Source organism: Corallococcus sp. AS-1-12 (genome assembly GCF_020036995.1).
In the GTDB taxonomy this organism is placed as follows: Bacteria; Myxococcota; Myxococcia; order Myxococcales; family Myxococcaceae; genus Corallococcus.
In genome coordinates, this window is sequence record NZ_JAIQDD010000020.1 from 101,274 (window position 1) to 118,156 (window position 16,883).

11 protein-coding genes are annotated in these 16,883 nt (G+C 72.0%); 4 read left to right on the top strand and 7 right to left on the bottom strand.

What is annotated here, in order from left to right; all coding sequences use genetic code 11:
• Positions 1-39: 39 nt before the first annotated feature.
• Complete coding sequence (purL, locus tag K8556_RS26755; RefSeq protein ID WP_223742932.1) at positions 40-3,936, top strand: phosphoribosylformylglycinamidine synthase; 3,897 nt, start codon at positions 40-42, stop codon at positions 3,934-3,936.
• A gap of 15 nt (positions 3,937-3,951) precedes the next feature.
• On the opposite strand, the gene K8556_RS26760 is transcribed toward purL, so the two are convergent.
• From K8556_RS26760 to msrB, 3 genes are all read right to left on the bottom strand, one after another.
• On the bottom strand, positions 3,952-5,841 hold the full coding sequence (locus tag K8556_RS26760; protein WP_223742933.1) for a glycosyl hydrolase family 18 protein: 1,890 nt from the start codon (positions 5,839-5,841) through the stop codon (positions 3,952-3,954).
• A 136-nt stretch (positions 5,842-5,977) separates the two neighbouring features.
• Entirely contained in the window at positions 5,978-7,624 is a 1,647-nt protein-coding gene (locus K8556_RS26765; protein ID WP_223742934.1) for a glycoside hydrolase family 18 protein, read from the bottom strand.
• A 48-nt stretch (positions 7,625-7,672) separates the two neighbouring features.
• Positions 7,673-8,095, bottom strand: coding sequence for a peptide-methionine (R)-S-oxide reductase MsrB (msrB, locus tag K8556_RS26770; protein ID WP_223742935.1), 423 nt, complete (start codon positions 8,093-8,095; stop codon positions 7,673-7,675).
• A gap of 215 nt (positions 8,096-8,310) precedes the next feature.
• Between msrB and K8556_RS26775 the strand changes: the two genes are divergently transcribed.
• Complete coding sequence (locus K8556_RS26775; RefSeq protein ID WP_223742936.1) at positions 8,311-8,730, top strand: CBS domain-containing protein; 420 nt, start codon at positions 8,311-8,313, stop codon at positions 8,728-8,730.
• A 73-nt stretch (positions 8,731-8,803) separates the two neighbouring features.
• On the opposite strand, the gene thrS is transcribed toward K8556_RS26775, so the two are convergent.
• Positions 8,804-10,006 (bottom strand): threonine--tRNA ligase, encoded by a 1,203-nt coding sequence (gene thrS / locus K8556_RS26780; protein ID WP_223742937.1) that lies wholly within the window; start codon positions 10,004-10,006, stop codon positions 8,804-8,806.
• A 255-nt stretch (positions 10,007-10,261) separates the two neighbouring features.
• Complete coding sequence (locus K8556_RS26785) at positions 10,262-12,109, bottom strand: OPT/YSL family transporter (protein WP_223742938.1); 1,848 nt, start codon at positions 12,107-12,109, stop codon at positions 10,262-10,264.
• Between the two features lie 127 nt (positions 12,110-12,236).
• Here K8556_RS26785 and K8556_RS26790 point away from each other — a divergent pair, with 127 nt between their 5' ends.
• Entirely contained in the window at positions 12,237-13,829 is a 1,593-nt protein-coding gene (locus K8556_RS26790) for an MBL fold metallo-hydrolase (protein WP_223742939.1), read from the top strand.
• Here the strand turns inward: K8556_RS26790 and K8556_RS26795 are convergent.
• Both K8556_RS26795 and K8556_RS26800 read right to left on the bottom strand, forming a co-directional pair.
• Complete coding sequence (locus K8556_RS26795; RefSeq protein WP_223742940.1) at positions 13,784-14,821, bottom strand: PspA/IM30 family protein; 1,038 nt, start codon at positions 14,819-14,821, stop codon at positions 13,784-13,786. The genes K8556_RS26790 and K8556_RS26795 overlap by 46 nt on opposite strands.
• A gap of 85 nt (positions 14,822-14,906) precedes the next feature.
• Positions 14,907-15,533 (bottom strand): hypothetical protein, encoded by a 627-nt coding sequence (locus K8556_RS26800; RefSeq protein ID WP_223742941.1) that lies wholly within the window; start codon positions 15,531-15,533, stop codon positions 14,907-14,909.
• Positions 15,534-15,793: 260 nt separating this feature from the next.
• Between K8556_RS26800 and K8556_RS26805 the strand changes: the two genes are divergently transcribed.
• Complete coding sequence (locus K8556_RS26805) at positions 15,794-16,612, top strand: class I SAM-dependent methyltransferase (RefSeq protein WP_223742942.1); 819 nt, start codon at positions 15,794-15,796, stop codon at positions 16,610-16,612.
• Positions 16,613-16,883: the final 271 nt, after the last annotated feature.

Sequence of the window (16,883 nt, forward strand, 5' to 3'; positions counted from 1 at the left end):
CCCGCTGTTACCTCCCGTCACCCGTTCGCAAGGACCTTCATGCTCACGCTGCGCGGGGCTCCGGCCCTCTCCGAATTCAGGCTCGCCAAGCTGCTCGCCCGTTGCCGGGAGCGGGTGCCTACGGTGGCCACCCTCTACTCGGAGTTCGTGCACTTCGTGGACGCGTCCGCGCCGCTGACGCAGGACGAGTCGGAGCGGCTGGGGCGCCTGCTGGAGTACGGCCCGCATGCGGCGAAGCGCGAGCGCACGGGCACGCTGCTGCTGGTGGTGCCGCGTCCGGGCACGGTGTCGCCCTGGGCCTCCAAGGCGACGGACATCGCGCACCACTGCGGCCTCACCCAGGTGCGCCGCATGGAGCGCGGCATCGCGTTCTTCCTCACCGGCCCCGGCGGCCGGGAGCTGGACGCGAGCGAGGCGGAGGGCGTGCAGGCGGTGCTGCACGACCGGATGACGCAGGCGGTGCTGCCCCGGCTGGAGGACGCGGAGGTGCTGTTCCGCGCGGACTCGCCCCGGCCGCTCACGCGGGTGGACGTGCTGGGCGGAGGCCGCGCGGCGCTGGCGAGGGCCAACGGCGAGCTGGGCCTGGCGCTGGCGGAGGACGAGATCGACTACCTGGTGGCGCGCTTCACGGAGCTCAAGCGCAACCCCACCGACGTGGAGTTGATGATGTTCGCGCAGGCGAACAGCGAGCACTGCCGCCATAAAATCTTCAACGCGTCCTGGACGGTGGATGGACAGCCGCGCGAGCGCTCGCTGTTCCAGGCCATCAAGAACACCTACGCCCAGAGCCCGGGCGGCGTGCTGTCCGCGTACAAGGACAACGCCGCCGTCATCGAGGGCTTCGAGGTGGAGCGCTTCTTCCCGCAGGGCGAGGGGCGCGAGTGGGGCACCGTGCGCGAGCCGGCCCACATCATGATGAAGGTGGAGACGCACAACCATCCCACCGCCATCTCGCCGTACCCGGGCGCGGCCACGGGCGCGGGCGGTGAGATCCGCGACGAGGGCGCCACCGGGCGCGGCGCGAAGCCCAAGGCGGGGCTCACCGGCTTCTCCGTCAGCCACCTGCGCCTGCCGGACTTCGCGCGGCCGTGGGAGGCGCCCTACGGCAAGCCGGACCGCATCGTGTCTGCGCTGGACATCATGGTGGACGGCCCGCTGGGCGGCGCCGCGTTCAACAACGAGTTCGGCCGGCCCAACCTCACCGGCTACTTCCGCAGCTTCGAGCAGCAGGTGCCCACGCCCGAGGGCGTGGAGGTGCGCGGCTACCACAAGCCCATCATGCTGGCGGGCGGCCTGGGCAACATCCGCGCGGACCACGTGAAGAAGGCCCCGCTGCGCGCGGGCGACAAGCTCATCGTGCTGGGCGGCCCGGCGATGCTCATCGGCCTGGGCGGCGGCGCGGCGTCGTCCATGGCGCAGGGCGCGAGCGCGGCGGACCTGGATTTCGCCTCCGTGCAGCGGGACAACGCGGAGATGGAGCGCCGCTGCCAGGAGGTCATCGACCAGTGCTGGATGCTGGGCGAGAAGAACCCCGTGCGCTCCATCCACGACGTGGGCGCGGGCGGCCTGTCCAACGCGCTGCCGGAGCTGGCGCACGACAACGACCTGGGCGGCCGGCTGGAGCTGCGCGAGGTGCCCAACGACGAGCCGGGCATGTCCCCGGTGGAAATCTGGTGCAACGAGGCGCAGGAGCGCTACGTGCTGGGCGTGGCGCCGGAGGACCTGCCGCGCTTCGCCGCGCTGTGCGAGCGCGAGCGCGCCCCCTTCGCCGTGCTGGGCGAGGCCACGGCGGAGCAGGTGCTCACGCTCACGGACCGCGAGCTGGGGGACACGCCCATCGCGCTGCCCATGGACGTCCTCTTCGGCAAGGCGCCGCGCATGCACCGCGAGGGCACGTCGCGCCCCCTGAGGCACGCGCCGCTGAGCCTCCCGTCCGACCTGAAGGCCGTGGCGCACGCGGTGCTGTCGCACCCGACGGTGGCGGACAAGTCGTTCCTCATCACCATTGGCGACCGCTCCGTGGGCGGCCACACCGCGCGCGACCAGATGGTGGGCCCGTGGCAGGTGCCGGTGGCGGACTGCGCGGTGACGCTGTCCTCGCTGATGTCCAACACGGGCGAGGCCATGGCGCTCGGCGAGCGCACGCCGGTGGCGCTGGTGGACGCGGCGGCCTCCGCGCGCATGGCGGTGGGCGAGGCGCTCACCAACCTGGCGGCGGCGCGCATCCAGACGCTGTCGGACGTGAAGCTGTCCGCGAACTGGATGGCGGCGGCGGGCAGCCCCGGCGAGGACGCGAACCTCTACGCGGCCGTGCACGCGGTGGGCATGGAGCTGTGCCCCGCGCTGGGCATCGCCATCCCGGTGGGCAAGGACTCCATGTCCATGCGCACGCAGTGGCAGGAGGACGGCCAGAAGAAGGCGGTGACGGCGCCCCTGTCGCTCATCATCACCGCGTTCGCGCCGGTGCTGGACGCGCGCGTCACGCTGACGCCGCAGCCGGTGGACGTGGCGGGGGACACCCGCCTGCTGCTGCTGGACGTGGCGCAGGGCCGGCAGCGGCTGGGCGCGTCCGTGCTGGCGCAGGTGCACCAGCAGGTGGGGCCGGAGTGCCCGGACGTGGATGACGCGGCGGCGCTGAAGGGCTTCTTCGCGGCGGTGCAGGAGCTGCAAGCGGCGGGCGTGCTGCTCGCGTACCACGACCGCTCCGACGGCGGCCTCTGGGCCACGCTCGCGGAGATGGCCTTCGCGGGCCACTGCGGGCTGGACGTGGACCTGGCGAGCCTGGGCGGCGACGCGGTGGCGGCCCTCTTCAACGAGGAGCTGGGCGCGGTGGTGCAGGTGCGCGCCGCCGACGTGGCGCGCGTGCGGGAGGTCCTCGCCCGCCACGGCCTGGGCGCGCACGTCCACGAGCTGGGGCGCCCCACGGCCCAGCAGGTGGTGCGCGTGCGGCACGGCGCGCGGGAGCTGCTCGCGGAGGAGACGGTGGCGCTCAAGCGCACCTGGTCCCGCGTGAGCTACGAAATCCAGAAGCTGCGTGACAACCCCACCTGCGCGGAGGAGGAGTACGCCGCGAAGTGCGACGCGCAGGACCCGGGCCTGTCGCCCCGGCTCACGTTCGCCCCCGCCGTGGACGTGGCGGCGCCGTACATCGCGAAGGGGGCGCGGCCTCGCGTGGCGGTGCTGCGCGAGCAGGGCGTCAACAGCCAGCAGGAGATGGCGGCGGCGTTCACCCGCGCGGGCTTCACCGCGGTGGACGTGCACATGAGCGACCTGGTGTCGGGCCGCGTGTCGCTGAAGGACTTCCACGGCGTGATGGCGTGCGGCGGCTTCAGCTACGGCGACGTGCTGGGCGCGGGCGGCGGGTGGGCCAAGTCCATCCTCTTCAACCCGCGCACGCGCGACGCCTTCTCGGAGTTCTTCGCGCGGCCGGACAGCTTCGGCCTGGGCGCGTGCAACGGCTGCCAGATGTTCGCGCAGCTTCGCGAGCTCATCCCCGGCGCGGACGGCTGGCCGCGCTTCGTGCGCAACGCGTCCGAGCAGTTCGAGGCCCGCCTGGGCACCGTTGAGATCGCGCCGTCGCCGTCGCTCTTCTACAAGGGCATGGAGGGCAGCCGGATGCTCATCGTCGTGTCGCACGGCGAGGGCCGGGCGGAGTTCGCCCACGCGGAGGCCGCCGCGCGCTTCGACGCCTCCGGGCTGGTGACGACGCGCTGGGTGGACAACCGGGGCCAGGTGGCGGCGAGGTACCCGGCCAACCCCAACGGCTCGCCGCACGGCATCGCCGGCGTCACCACGAAGGACGGGCGCTTCACCATCACCATGCCGCACCCGGAGCGCGTGCACCGCACCGTGCAGCACTCCTGGCACCCGGCGGAGTGGGGCGAGGACGGCCCCTGGATGCGCATGTTCCGCAACGCCCGCGTCACCCTGGGCTGACGCGGGCGCCGCGCGTCATTGCAGGAGGGCGCCCTTCACCGCGTCCAGCAACGGGTTGGCGCCGGTCTCCGGATCGGTGCAGCCCTGGTTGATGGTCCAGATGATGGCGCCGCCGTAGCCCTGCTGCTTCACGAAGGCTCCCTTGGCGGCGATGGCCTGCGGGCCGTCATAGGAGATCCACCGCACCGTGCCGTCCTCGATGGGCGTGTTCGGCGGGAAGGTGAGGTACTCGGCCTGCGCCGCGTCATCCCAGTGGTGGGTCCCCAACACCGACCACGCGAGGATGTTCTTGTACGTGAACGAGTTGTCCCCGCCCACGTAGTCGGACCAGTCCGTGAAGGGCTGGTAGGGCCCGGTGATGTTGCGCCAGCCCATGCCGTAGAAGGGGATGCCGATGCCCAGCTTCGCCTTGGGGATGCCGGCCGCCGCCCACAGCGCCAGGCTGGACTCGATGGAGGTGGGGTGCTGCCCCGACTCGCCCCGGAGCGCGGACGTGTACCAGGACACCCAGCCGTCCCAGGGGCCCACCATGGAGTAGGACATGACGTTCACCTGGTCCAGGTACAGCGCGAGCTCCGCGTACCAGGGGGCGGCGTCCTCGGGGAAGTTGGTGTTGATCCAGTGGATGGGGAAGGTGAGGAGCAGGCCCGGCCGCGCGGCGCGCAGGGTCTGCACCAGGGCCAGCAGGTGGAGCCGGTCCTCCAACTCCACGGGCTCCCAGTTCAGGTCCAGGCCGTCGTAGCCGAAGTCGTCCACGGCCTTCAGCAGCGCCTGGACGAACTTCGCGCGGTTCGCGTCCGACGCGGCCCCCACCCACCCCTCGTGCTCACCGGAGCCGCCCACCATGATGAGCGCCTTGCGGCCCGCCGCGTGGGCGCGCTGCGCCAGCAGCCGTGCGATGGCCGGGCCGTTGTCATTGTCGAACTGGGTGTTGAGCGTGCCGTCAGGCCGGGGCGTGGCGCGGCCCACGAGGATGTGCGTGAGCGCGCTGAAGTCCACCTTCTCCGGCGGGTACTCATCCGCGTTCCAGCCCGTGTAATAGCCGGACACCCACTTGCCGGAGCCGCCTCCAATGGCATGCACCCACGCGGTCGCCCGCGCGAACTTCGTGGGGTCCGCCCGGCTGCGCGCCACCACGCCGTAGGTGCCCTGCGTGGTGGGGGCGGTATAGACGCCCCCGGAGGTGATGGTGCCCGAGCCCGTCTGGGGGTCCAGCTCCCACGTCACCGACGTGTCCGTGCTGCCCGTCACCGTGGCCTGGAAGGTGTACGAAGCGCCGGGAGCCAGCTCCACCTGCGTCGGGCTCACCGTGACGACCACCTGCGGGGGGGTGGTCCCCGAGGACTCCACGCGGAGGTCATCGAAGTAGAGCGTCGGCAGCGGCTTGCCGAGGGTCTCCTGGAGCCAGAGGCCCTTGATGCGGGACGTTCCCGCCGGCAGCAGCTTCGCCAGCGGCACATGGCAGGTCACCCACTTCCGGGCCTGGATGCGCCCGCCTTCGCAGTAGTCGCCGAGCAGCAGGCCCGCGTGTTGCGTTGTGTTCGCGACAGCACGCACGCGCACGGTCGCGCCTTCGCCAAACTCACCGCCATGGACCTTCAGCGTGAAGGTGTCGGACGCCGTCACGTCCAGGCCCGGGTGGGAGAACGAGAGCGCCTCGGAGGGCTCCATCGTCACCGAGATGGCGAAGCTGCCGGAGAACACCGGCGCGGTCGCGCTCAGCGAGTGCTTCGCCGTGGAGGTGTCCTTCCACGGCGCCGTCAACCGGTCCTGGTAGATCCATGCGACGGCGTTGGGGGTCCTGGGGCGGGCCTGCTCCTCGAGCGCTTGGGCACCCGCTTCCGAGCGGGTGAGCAGGATGAGCGTCAGCGCGACAAGGAACCACGTCCTTGCTTCTCTTTGCATGTCACTCTCTTCATGAGGAGCGCGAGCAGACAGTGCTCGCACACCGCGCCGCGTGGGGGCGGTGCCAGGACATAGAAAAGAGCGGCCTTCTCTCGCATCCGCCACCGGTACTACCTGGAGGTGGAGTGCAGGACGTCTACGGGAGGAACGCGGCCTTCACCGCGTCCAGCAACGGGTTGGCGCCCGTCACCGGGTCGACGCAGCCCTGGTTGAGGGTCCAGAGGATGGTGCCGCCGTAGCCCTCCTGCTTCACGAAGGCGCCCTTGGCGGCGATGGCCTGCGGGCTGTCGTAGGAGATCCACGTCACCGTGCCGTCCTCCACGAGCTTGTCCGGAGCGAACGTCACGTAGCTGGCCTGGGCCTTCTCGTCCCACTGGTACTTCCCCTGCTTCGAATAGCGGAGGATCTTCTTGTAGGTGAACGAGTTGTCCCCGCCCACGTAGTCGGACCAGTTCGTGAACGGCTGGTAGGGCCCGGTGATGTGGCGCCACGCGAGGCCGTAGAAGGGGATGCCGATGCCCAGCTTCGCCTTGGGGATGCCGGCCTTCACCCACAGGGCCAGGCTGGACTCGATGGACGTGGGGTGCAGCCCCTGTTCGCCCTTCAGCGCGGACGTGTGCCAGGACTTCCAGCCGTCCCACGCGCCAATCATCTCGTAGGACATCAGGTTCATCTGATCGAAGTACGTGGCCAGCTCCGCGAACCAGGGGTCGGCGTCGGTGGGGAAGTTGGTGTTGATCCAGTGGAGGGGGAAGGTGAGGAGCAGCTTCGGCCGCGCCTCGCGCAGCGCCTTCACCAGGGCCAGCAGCTTCGGCCGGTCCTCCTTCTCCACGGGCTCCCAGTCCAGGTCCAGCCCGTCGTAGCCGAAGTCGTCCACGGCCTTCAGCAGCGCGCGGACGAACCTCGCGCGGTTCGCGTCGGACGCGGCGCCCACCCAGCCGTCGTGCTCACCGGAGCCGCCCACCATGATGAGCGCCTTGCGGCCCGCCGCATGCGCGCGCTTCGACAGCGTGCGGGCGATCTCCGGCCCCCGGTCGTTGTCGAACTTCGTGCTCAGCGTGCCGTCCGCCTTCGGGGTGACGCGGCCCACGAGGATGTGCGTGAGCGCGCTGAAGTCCACCTTCTCCGGCGGATAGTCATCCGCGTTCCAGCCCGTGTAATAGCCGGACACCCACTTGCCCCCTTGTCGCGGGACGGCGGGCGTCTCCCGCGTGACGGTCACCGGCCGGAGGCCCTGCTCGATGCCGACGTCGTCGAAGAAGAGCGGCGGCAGCGTCTTGCCGCTGTCCTCCTGGAGCCACAGGCCGGTGATGCGCGTCCGGCCCTCGGGCAGCAGCTTCGCCAGGGGCACGCGGCAGGTCGTCCACTTCCTGGCGGGGATGGCGCCGCCCTCGCAGGTGGGGCCCAGGGGCACGCCCACGGGCTGCTCGGAGCCGATGACGACGCGCGCGCGAACCGCCGCGTTCGCGCCGTCCTTCCCGCCGTTCACCTTCAGCACCAGCGTGTCCTCCGGTGACACGTCGAAGCCCGGGTGGCCGAAGTACAGCGCCTCCCAGGGCCCCAGCGTCACGGAGATGGCGTGGCGGCCCGAGGCCCCCGCCACGGCGGCGCTCATCGCGTGCGCCCCGGCCCACGTCAGGTCCTCCCAGGGCGGGGCCAGCCGGTCCTGATACAGCCACGTCACCTGGGGCGGCGCCGCCTTCACGGGGGGCGCCCCCTGGGAGACCCCGCCCAGCCACAGCGCGGTGAGCAGCATCCAGGGGCCGGCCGGAGGTCGTCGCATGGCCGCCATCCTCGCAGAGGGAGGGGAGGCCCGTCCTGCTTCAGGCGCTCAGGCCCGGACCAGCTCGATGGGGCTGCCTTCCGGGACGTGCTTCATGGCCACGGAGTTCATGCAGTAGCGCAGCCCCGTGGGCGGCGGGCCGTCCGGGAACACGTGGCCCAGGTGGCCGTCGCAGCGCGCGCAGCGGACCTCGGTGCGGATCATCCCGTGCGACACGTCGCGGATCTCCGTGACGGAGTCCTCCGACAGCGTCTGGGTGAAGGACGGCCAGCCGGTGCCGGACTCGAACTTCGTCCCGGACTTGAACAGCGGGTTGTTGCAGCCCGCGCACACGTACGTGCCCGGCGTCTTGGTGCCGAGGAAGCAGCCCGTCCCCGGGTACTCGGTGCCGTGCTGACGCAGCACCTGGAACTCCTCGGGGGTGAGGCGCTTGCGCCACTCGTCGTTGGAAAGAATGAGCTTGTCCGCCATGGGTCCTCCTCCACGTTTCGGGCCTCGGGCCCGGAGCACGGCCTTGGATGCACCGGGGGCCATTGCGTCGCACCCTATCCCAGGCAGGCCGCCGGGCGGCCGGCCGCCTTGTCCTGTACCGCACGGCATGGCGGGCCTTGCGGGCCAGGGCTTGGAGCGCCGTCCGTCGGTTGTACTCCTCCTGGACGCGGTGCGCGCCACGAGGAGGACTGCCGATGCGGATCTCGGAGCTGATGCAGAGGGACGTGAAGACCATCGACGCGGATGAGTGCCTGCGCTCCGCCGCCGAGCGGCTGGACACCGCCAGCCTGGGCGCGCTGCCCGTCACCGAGCACGGCCGGGTGGTGGGCCTGCTCACCGACTCCGAACTCTTCCTCTGCTCCACCGTCCACGGCCATGACCCGGACGTCACCACCGTGCGCGAGGCGATGACGGCCCCGCTCGTCACCTGTCCGGAGGACGCGCCGCTGGAGGCCGGGGAGCGCCTGATGGAGCAGCACCACCTCAACCGCCTGGTGGTCGTGGACGCGGAACACCACGCGGTGGGGCTGCTCCGCCTGGACGACGTCGCCTCCGAGTCCCTCACGCTGCTGCGGCCCGGTGAGCCGCTGGAGCACCTGAGCCTCTACTCCTGAGCGCACGAAGAGGCCCGGCGCCCCCTTCGCATGCGGGAAGGGCGCACCGGGCCGGTGCCTCCGGTGAGGGGGCTCAGCCCGCCACGGCCGGCTGGCACGCGGCGGACAGCCACGCCACGGCCTCATCCCAGGGCAGGTCGCGCTGGGAGCCGTCGCGCTGGCGCAGGCGGACGCCCTGGGACTCCACCTCGCGGCCACCCACCACCGCGAGGAACGGCACGCCGTCCTCGTGCGAGCCCAGGACCTTCTTCGACAGGGACTCGTCCCGCACGTCCGCCCGCGCGCGGCAGCCGGCCAGCCGCAGCCGCGCCGCCAGGCTCTCCGCGTACGCGGCGGCCCCCGCTCCCACGGAGGCCACCACCACCTGCTCGGGCGCGAGCCACGCCGGTAGCGCGCCCCCGTGGTGCTCCAGCAGCACGCCGATGAAGCGCTCCAGGCTTCCGAACAGCGCGCGGTGAAGCATCACCGGGCGCAGGCGCTCTCCGGACGCGCCGACGTAGTGCAGGTCGAAGCGCTCCGGCAGCACCAGGTCCAGTTGGATCGTCCCGCACTGCCACGCGCGGCCCAGCCGGTCCTTCAGCACGAACTCCAGCTTGGGCCCGTAGAAGGCGCCCTCGCCGGGCTGGTCCTCGTACTGGAGGCCCGCCTGCCTCGCCGCGGACTGGAGCCACGCCTCCGCCTGGTCCCACAGCGCGTCAGCGCCGGCGCGCATCGCCGGACGGCTGGAGAAGGCCACCTGCACGTCGTCGAAGCCGAAGCCCGCGTAGAACGCCTTGAGCGAGCGCACGAAGCGAACCACCTCCGCCTCCACCTGCTCCGCCGCGCAGAAGATGTGGCCGTCGTCCTGCGTGAACTGGCGCAGGCGGAACAGCCCGTGCAACGCGCCGCTGGGCTCGCTGCGGTGCACCAGCCCGAACTCCCCCAGCCGCAGGGGCAGGTCGCGGTGGCTGGGCGCCATGCGCTGCACGAGCTGGATGTGGCCGGGGCAGCTCACCGGCTTCAGGGCCAGGTGCCGGTCGCCCTCCGGCATGCAGAACATGTTCTGGCGGAAGTTGTCCCAGTGGCCGCTCTGCTCCCACAGCGGCTGGGAGCACAACTGCGGCGTACGGACTTCGCGGTAGCCCTCCTCGCGCATGCGCTGGCGGACGTGGTCCTCCAGGAGCCGGAACAGCATCAGTCCTCGCGGGTGCCAGAACACCATGCCCGGCGCCTCCTCCTGCAGGTGGAAGAGGTCCAGGCGCTGGCCCAGCGCGCGGTGGTCGTGTTCATCAAGCATGGTCGTCTCCGTGTGTCGGTCGGGATGCAGCAGCCGGGGCCGGACACGGGGCGTGTGAGGTTTGCACGGTCGCCCCGGCCGGACTCCGGCGGGGCGGGAAACCGTGCGCTCGTCAGTCCACCGACACGCGCACCGCACCCACGCCCGCCGGAGCGGTGGTGGTGGGGGTCGCGGTGGTGGTGATGACGAGGTTCACGCGACAACAAGTGCTCCCGGAGGCACGGAAAGTCAAGCCGTGCTCCGGGACAGGGCGCTTCAGCCCAACAGGGACAGCAGGCCGGCGAGCCCCACGAAGAGATAGAAGAGCGACTCGCCCGCGATGAGGCCCCCGCCCACCAGCGACATGGTGCTCATGTCCTCCGGCAGCACCGCCTCACCGGGCGCGGGCTCCTTGCGGAAGCGCTTGGACACGGTGTTGAAGACGGACGTGAGGACGCCGCCCACGCCGAACCAGATGGCCGCGGGCAGCGCGATGAAGCCGCCGAACGCGAGCGCGTAGGGGCTGGCCAGCACCAGCGAGTCCAGGGTCCAGCCCACGCCGAACCCCGTGCGCGAGCCCTGCACGTAGCGCAGGTACGCGGGGCGGCGGCGCACCACCTTGCGGATGACCTCCAGCGTGAAGCCGATGGACAGGCCCACGAGCAGCGCCGTCACCTTGTGCGCGGACAGCGTGCCCAGGTCGCGGATGGCGCCCACGAACTTGTACGTCATCGCGGAGCTCCACTGGGCCACCTTCACGTCCGGGTGGTCCAACTGGTTGACGGACAGCACCGGGTACGCGCCCATGAAGACGCGCGCCAGCACCACGCACAGCACCGCGCCCATGAAGATGCCCAGCACCTGGTAGCGGAACTGCACCACGCGGTTGGTGCCCAGGCGCCACCCGGTGGAGCGGTCCTGCTGCATGTCGCAGCCCACCGACGTGGAGACGAGCAGGATGGAGGACGCCATCAGCCCCACCAGCGGATCCTTCAGGCCCAGCAGCGACATCAGCAGCACCGACACCACGAAGGCGCTGGAGATGGGGTTGTTGTCGCTGATGCCGTAGGCGATGCCGTTGATGAGCACGAACAAGAGCGACAGCACGAGCCCGAAGAGGATGAAGCCCGGGGGCTGGTGCAGCACCTGCGTGGCCACCACGACGACGGCCGCGCCCCAGCCCACCACCCAGGCGATGAGCCGGGGCACGTTGACCTTCTTCCACGCGGGCTCGGTGTCCGCGGGGGCCTGCGCGCGCCCCCGGATGCGGTCCACCGCCTGCACCGCGAGCAGCGACAGGTCCACCAGCGCCGCGCCGCAGATCATCGCCAGCGAGATGAGGAAGCCGATCTTCCGGTACGGATCCCCCGGCCCCAGCCACCCGATGCTCGTCAGGAAGGGCGTGAGGGCGTAGCCGATGAGGCCCATGAGCATGGCGGGCACGGTGATGCGGCTGCCCACCACCATGCCGGCGCCCACCGTGGAGCTGCTCACGCCCAGCGCGGCGACCGCGGCCACCTTCTCCGTGAGCCACGCGGCCAGGATGCCCAGGCCGGTGCCGCCGCCCAGCTTCGCGATGGAGGCCTTGAGCAGGCGCTTGTCCGTGAGCGCCCGCAGGATGTTGGCCACCGCGTAGCCGGACGGGTAGTCCAACTGGAGCCGGTCCACGAGCAGCGGCGTGTAGAGCATGCCCACGCCCACGCCGAACATGCCCACGCACCCCACGAAGAGCATCAACTGCCACGCGGGCGGCTGGGGCATGCCCAGCCACACCATGGACTGGATGAGGACGGACATGGCGCACAGCGAGGCCACGGACGCGGCCATCGTCTGCATGTAGTTGGCGCCGTGCTTGCCCTCCGCGCCGTAGCCGTAGGTGACGACGCTGCCCAGGATGCCGGACAGCACCTGGCTGGCGACGAAGAAGCCCAGGCTGAAGTTCATGTACGACGCGGCCACGCCGCCCAGGGGGCCCAGGAAGAAGATGGCCACCGACGCGAGCAGCAGGTGGTACTTCCACGTGCCGACCGCGGGGAGGAAGCGGAAGCGCGGCGCGACTGCGTCGGGCACGGAGGACAGGGGGACGGAAGGCTCCGGCGGGAGCGGCTCGGCGGGGTGGGCCATGGGTGCGGGGGAGGGTACCGGCCTCCCTGGGCCGCCCACAACCCGCACGGGCGCGGGCGGCCCGGCGGCCGGTCGCAAGAAGCGCAACCCCTTGCGAAGGCCCGGGCGCCATGCGACGTCGCACGCCATGCGATTCACCCTGCACCGCGGCGTCAGCCTGGCCGTCCTCGCCTCCGCCCGCACGGAGGCCGACCACCACGAGGACCTGGGGTGCAGCATCCAGGGGCCCACCGCGCGCCCCGTGCGCCGCGCGCAGGTGCCGCTGAAGCGCCACATCGCCGCGCTGGGCCGCGAGGGCGCGCTGCGCGAAGCGGACGCGCTCATCCGCTGGCTGGAGGACACGCCCCGCTACGCCGCGCTCTGCCAGGGCACGAAGCGGCGCATGGGCCGGCGCGTGCTGCGCGAGGACGTGCTCTTCCCGGATCCGCTGCGCCACCGCCCGCGCGTGCTGCACCTGCGCCAGGGCTCGCTGGGCCTGGACGTGCCGGTGCGCGCGAAGGACTGGCCCATGGTGGCGGACCTGTTCGCGGCGCTCGCCCGCGGCGCGACCCGGGAGGAGCTGCGCGCGCTGGCCACCGCGCCCGTCGTGGGCGAGCTGCTCGGAGACCTGTCCCAGGCCGGCTGGCTCGTGCGCCACACGGGGCCGGTGGACGTGCCGGGACCGGGGGCGCTCTTCGTGGGGCACAACACGGTGCTGGTGTCGGGGCGGCAATCGCGCGTGCTGGTGGACCCCTACTTCCGTCCCACGGGCGAGGCGGACCTGCCCGGCTATGGCGCGCTGCAGGCGGGGGACCTGGGCCGGGTGGACGCGGTGGTCATCACGCATTCGCACGGGGACCACTTCCACCTGGGCTCGCTGCTGCCCCTGCCGCGCGACACGCGCATCTTCGTGCCGGCGGTGGCGCGCGAGAGCCTCTTCTCCACGGACTGCGCGCTGCGGCTGACGCAGTTGGGCTTCACGCGCGTGGAGCCCCTCCGCTGGGGAGAGACGCGGCAGGTGGGCGACGTGACGGTGCACGCGCTGCCCTTCCACGGCGAGCAGCCCACCGACGGCGAGGGGCCCCACCCGGACCTCTACAACGAGGGCAACACGTGGCTCGTGCGCTCGCAGGACTTCTCCGCCGCCTTCTTCGCGGACGCGGGCCATGACGTGCGGGGGGACATGGCCGCGGTGTGCCGCCGCGTGCGCAAGCAGCAGGGGCCGGTGGACGTGCTCTTCTGCGGCGTGCGCGGCTTCCGGCTGCCGCCCATCTTCTTCGGCTTCACCACGCTGGATGCCTTCCTCGTCAACGTGCCGCGCGACGCGCTCACCACGCCGCAGCGCCTGATGGCGGGCCCGGAGGAGGCGCTGCGCTACGGCGCGCTGCTGGGCGCGCGCTACGTGGTGCCCTGCGCGGACGGCGGCGCCCCCTGGTACTGGCGCGAGGGCATGGGCCCGCGCTACGCCGGCTATCCAGGCGAGCCCGTCGAGGGCGCGAGCAACATGGACGAGAACCCGGACGCGGACCCCTATCCGGAGCGGCTGGCCGAGGTGCGCAAGGCCCGGGGCGAGGGGCCCGAGGCGCTCCTGCTGCGGCCCGGCGAGGCCCTGCGCTGGCGGGGCGCGCGCAAGCCGGAGGTGCTGAGCACGCCGGGCTTCGAGTGGCCCTTCGGGCACTGGCGCGACGCCGCGCCTCAGCCGCGCAGCACGTCGCGGGCACGCCAGAGGGAGACGAGGTAGAGCGCGGCCAGCGCGGCGAGGCACGCGAGGCCCACGTTCACGTTCCAGTGGATGACGCGGCTGATGTTCCAGCCGTACACGTCCACCAGGGCGCTGGGGTCGCTGAGGCCCGCGCCCTCGACGCGGCCGAAGGGGATGCGGTCCACGTGGGTGCGGGCCGCCCACCACATCTCGAAGCTGTCCATGAGCGCCGCCGCGCCGATGACGACGAACCCCCAGCGCAGTTGGTGCCGGTGGAGGTAGTGGCCCGGCGGCACGAAGAACGTGGCCATCAGCAGGGTGCCCAGCACCATCCGGCCCGCGTCGCCGCCGAAGTAGATGAGGGCGCGGGCCTGGACGGGGGTGAGGCCGAACCTGCCCGCTCCCAGCGCCGCGAGCAGCACCGCGCCCACGCCCATCCACGCCCACCGGCGGCGCTCCCAGCCCCGCCACACGAGCGCGCCCAGCAGGCCCGACAGCAGGAGGACCACGAACGTCGAGCGCTCCGGCGACACGTGGGTCACCCAGAGCGTGGGCGTGGCGCTGTAGCCGCAGAACCAGGCGGTGACGGCGTGCCCCAGCTCATGCACCGGCATGGTGAGGAAGGTGCGAATCAGGAAGTGGAAGAAGGGCGACTGGACCGCGAACCACGCGCCGACGAGCGCCACGGGGAGCACCGCCAGCCGCAGCCGCGCCTCCAGGGCGCCATCGCTCAGCTCACCGCCCGGGTGGAAGGTGATGCCCTCCGTGGAGGGCTCTGTCGCGGGTCGGGCCGCGGCCAGGGGCGACGCGAACGTGGGGACGGTGTGCGCCTCCAGCGCCTCGCGCAGGGCGGCCCGCTGGTCCTCGGCCTCCCGCTGCGCGGCTTCACGGGCTTCGCGGTCGCGGGCCTCGGCCTGACGGGTGGCGGCGCGTGCTTCCGCGCGCAGGTAGATGACGCCGCACGCCGGGCACTCGGGCCCCGCCACGCGGGGGGCGCCACAGCGGGGACAGGTCGCGGACGGAGGGCTCACGAACCCCACACTCTAGGTGCGCCGCGGATGGGACGAAAATCGCACCGCCGGGAACCCAGGAGGCTCCCGGCGGCGGAGCGCGGAACTAGAAGCCGTAGTAGCTGCTGTAGTCCGTGCCGAACAGGTCGATGACCGTGACGCCCCACGAGTGCACGATGATGACGATGATGGTCTTGCGGAAGCGCGTGAGGTTCCAGTCGTTGATGGTGTGCTGCTGGATGCCCACCGTCATCGGCGAGCCGTAGCCCGCGGGCTTCATCGCGGAGGGGAAGGTCTCGATGACCGTCGCGCGCTGCGCGACCTCCTTGCCGTCCTTGTCGATGAGGCTGGCGATGGCCTTGTACTTGCCCACCTGGATGTCTTCCGGCCGGGCGCGGACGTTCACGCGGTAGTGGCCCGCCGGGATGCCCGCCTCGGGCGAGTCGATGTAGACGAAGGCCGCGTCCACGCCCTTCGCGTACTCCGCGGCGGGGACCTTCTCGTAGCCCGCGATGCTCGTGGCCACGACGGTGGCCTGCTCCGAGGTGAGGGTGCCGATCTCCGCCTCGTTGAGCGACAGGCCCTGCTCCTTCGCGCCCCGCACCAGCTCGCCCTTGAGCTCGGTGCAGGCGGCCGCGGCGGCCGCCGCGTACGGGGACTCGCCCGCGAAGGCGGAGCCGGAGAGGAGGAGGGCGGCGACGAGGGAGGAACGCACGAAACGGGAGGTGCTCATGGGGGACGGGGAACCAATCTCTAGGAGGGGACTGCGGTCACGGATGTCACGGGACGTCGACACCGGCGGCTCCCCCTGTGCAGCGAAGATGCCAATCCCTCTCAGGGCCGTGTTCCCCCTGGCTCCAGAGGCGAGCCCGCCAGGCCCACGCCAGCGGGTGTGACCTGCCGTGTTACGGCGCGGGCCGGGCAATGACTTCCCGCGCTACAATCCGAGGGGAACCCTTGACGTCCCCGGCCCGGAGCGCCGAAGTCGTGCCCATGGCTCAGGAGCTGGATGCCCACACCCGGGGGAGGACCGCGCGAGGGCGCCTGCGCGCACTGGACGCGTACCTTTGCCACTTCGAGGCCCCGTTGCTCACGCGCGACGACGGCCCCTGGGCCCGCGCCGTCTTCGTGGACGTGGGCTTCGGTGAGCAGCCGTGGACCACGCTGGAGAGCGCCACCGCCTTCCGCGCGCTGAACCCGGGGCTGTCCGTGGTGGGCGTGGAGCTGGACCCCGAGCGCGCCTCTGCCGCCGCGCGAAACCACGCGGACGCACGCACGCACTTCCGCGAGGGCGGCTTCGCGCTCCCGCTGTCACCGGACGAACCCGCCCGCCTGGTGCGCGCCATGAACCTCCTGCGCCAGGGCCCGCCGGAGCGCATCCCGGAGGCCCACCGAGCGATGTCGCGGCACCTGCTGCCCGGCGGGCTGCTCGTGGAGGGCTCTTCCGACACGGACGGCGCGGTGCTGGTGGCGCACCTGCTGCGCCGGACGCACGAAGCGGAAGCCCCCACGCGCGAGGGCCTCCTCTTCCACACCGACTTCTCCCGGGGCTTCGCGCCGCTGCTCCTGCGCGACTGGCTGCCTCGCGACCTGCGCCGCCGCGTCCGCCCGGGCGACCCCATGCACGCCTTCTTCCAGGCGTGGGAGGCGGCATGGAGGGCCGCGCGCGCAGCGGGGCACACCGCGCCTCCGGAGGCCTTCGCCGAGTCGGCCGTGCGCCTCGCGCGGACGACCCCAGGGGTCTCCACCGACGCGTGGCTGCTGACCCGGGGCTGTCTGCGCTGGAGCCCGCCGGGCGGCACTCCGGCGTGAGCCCGGTCACCCCTTGGGGGTGCAATCGTTCAGGGGCCGGTCCCAAGCGCCCCCGGAAAAGGTATTCTGTCGGGAATTGAGCTTCCGGCGGCCCCCCGATTCGCCAGAGGCAGACGGCTCGACATGAACAGGCACCTTCTGACGCTTCTCGCCGCGGGGCTGATGGCAAGCACCTCGTCCGCCGCCGGCCCGTCGAGTCCCGACTTCGGGGGAGGGCGTCTGTCACAGCGCCCCCACCGCCAATCCCGTCGTTCCTCGGCGCGCCCTCGCC

Coding starts and splice junctions, on each gene's coding strand:
- purL (WP_223742932.1), top strand. CDS start 40: ATGCTCACGCTGCGCGGGGCTCCGGCCCTCTCCGAATTCAGGCTCGCC.
- K8556_RS26760 (WP_223742933.1), bottom strand. CDS start 5,841: ATGCAAAGAGAAGCAAGGACGTGGTTCCTTGTCGCGCTGACGCTCATC.
- K8556_RS26765 (WP_223742934.1), bottom strand. CDS start 7,624: ATGCGACGACCTCCGGCCGGCCCCTGGATGCTGCTCACCGCGCTGTGG.
- msrB (WP_223742935.1), bottom strand. CDS start 8,095: ATGGCGGACAAGCTCATTCTTTCCAACGACGAGTGGCGCAAGCGCCTC.
- K8556_RS26775 (WP_223742936.1), top strand. CDS start 8,311: ATGCGGATCTCGGAGCTGATGCAGAGGGACGTGAAGACCATCGACGCG.
- thrS (WP_223742937.1), bottom strand. CDS start 10,006: ATGCTTGATGAACACGACCACCGCGCGCTGGGCCAGCGCCTGGACCTC.
- K8556_RS26785 (WP_223742938.1), bottom strand. CDS start 12,109: ATGGCCCACCCCGCCGAGCCGCTCCCGCCGGAGCCTTCCGTCCCCCTG.
- K8556_RS26790 (WP_223742939.1), top strand. CDS start 12,237: ATGCGATTCACCCTGCACCGCGGCGTCAGCCTGGCCGTCCTCGCCTCC.
- K8556_RS26800 (WP_223742941.1), bottom strand. CDS start 15,533: ATGAGCACCTCCCGTTTCGTGCGTTCCTCCCTCGTCGCCGCCCTCCTC.
- K8556_RS26805 (WP_223742942.1), top strand. CDS start 15,794: ATGGCTCAGGAGCTGGATGCCCACACCCGGGGGAGGACCGCGCGAGGG.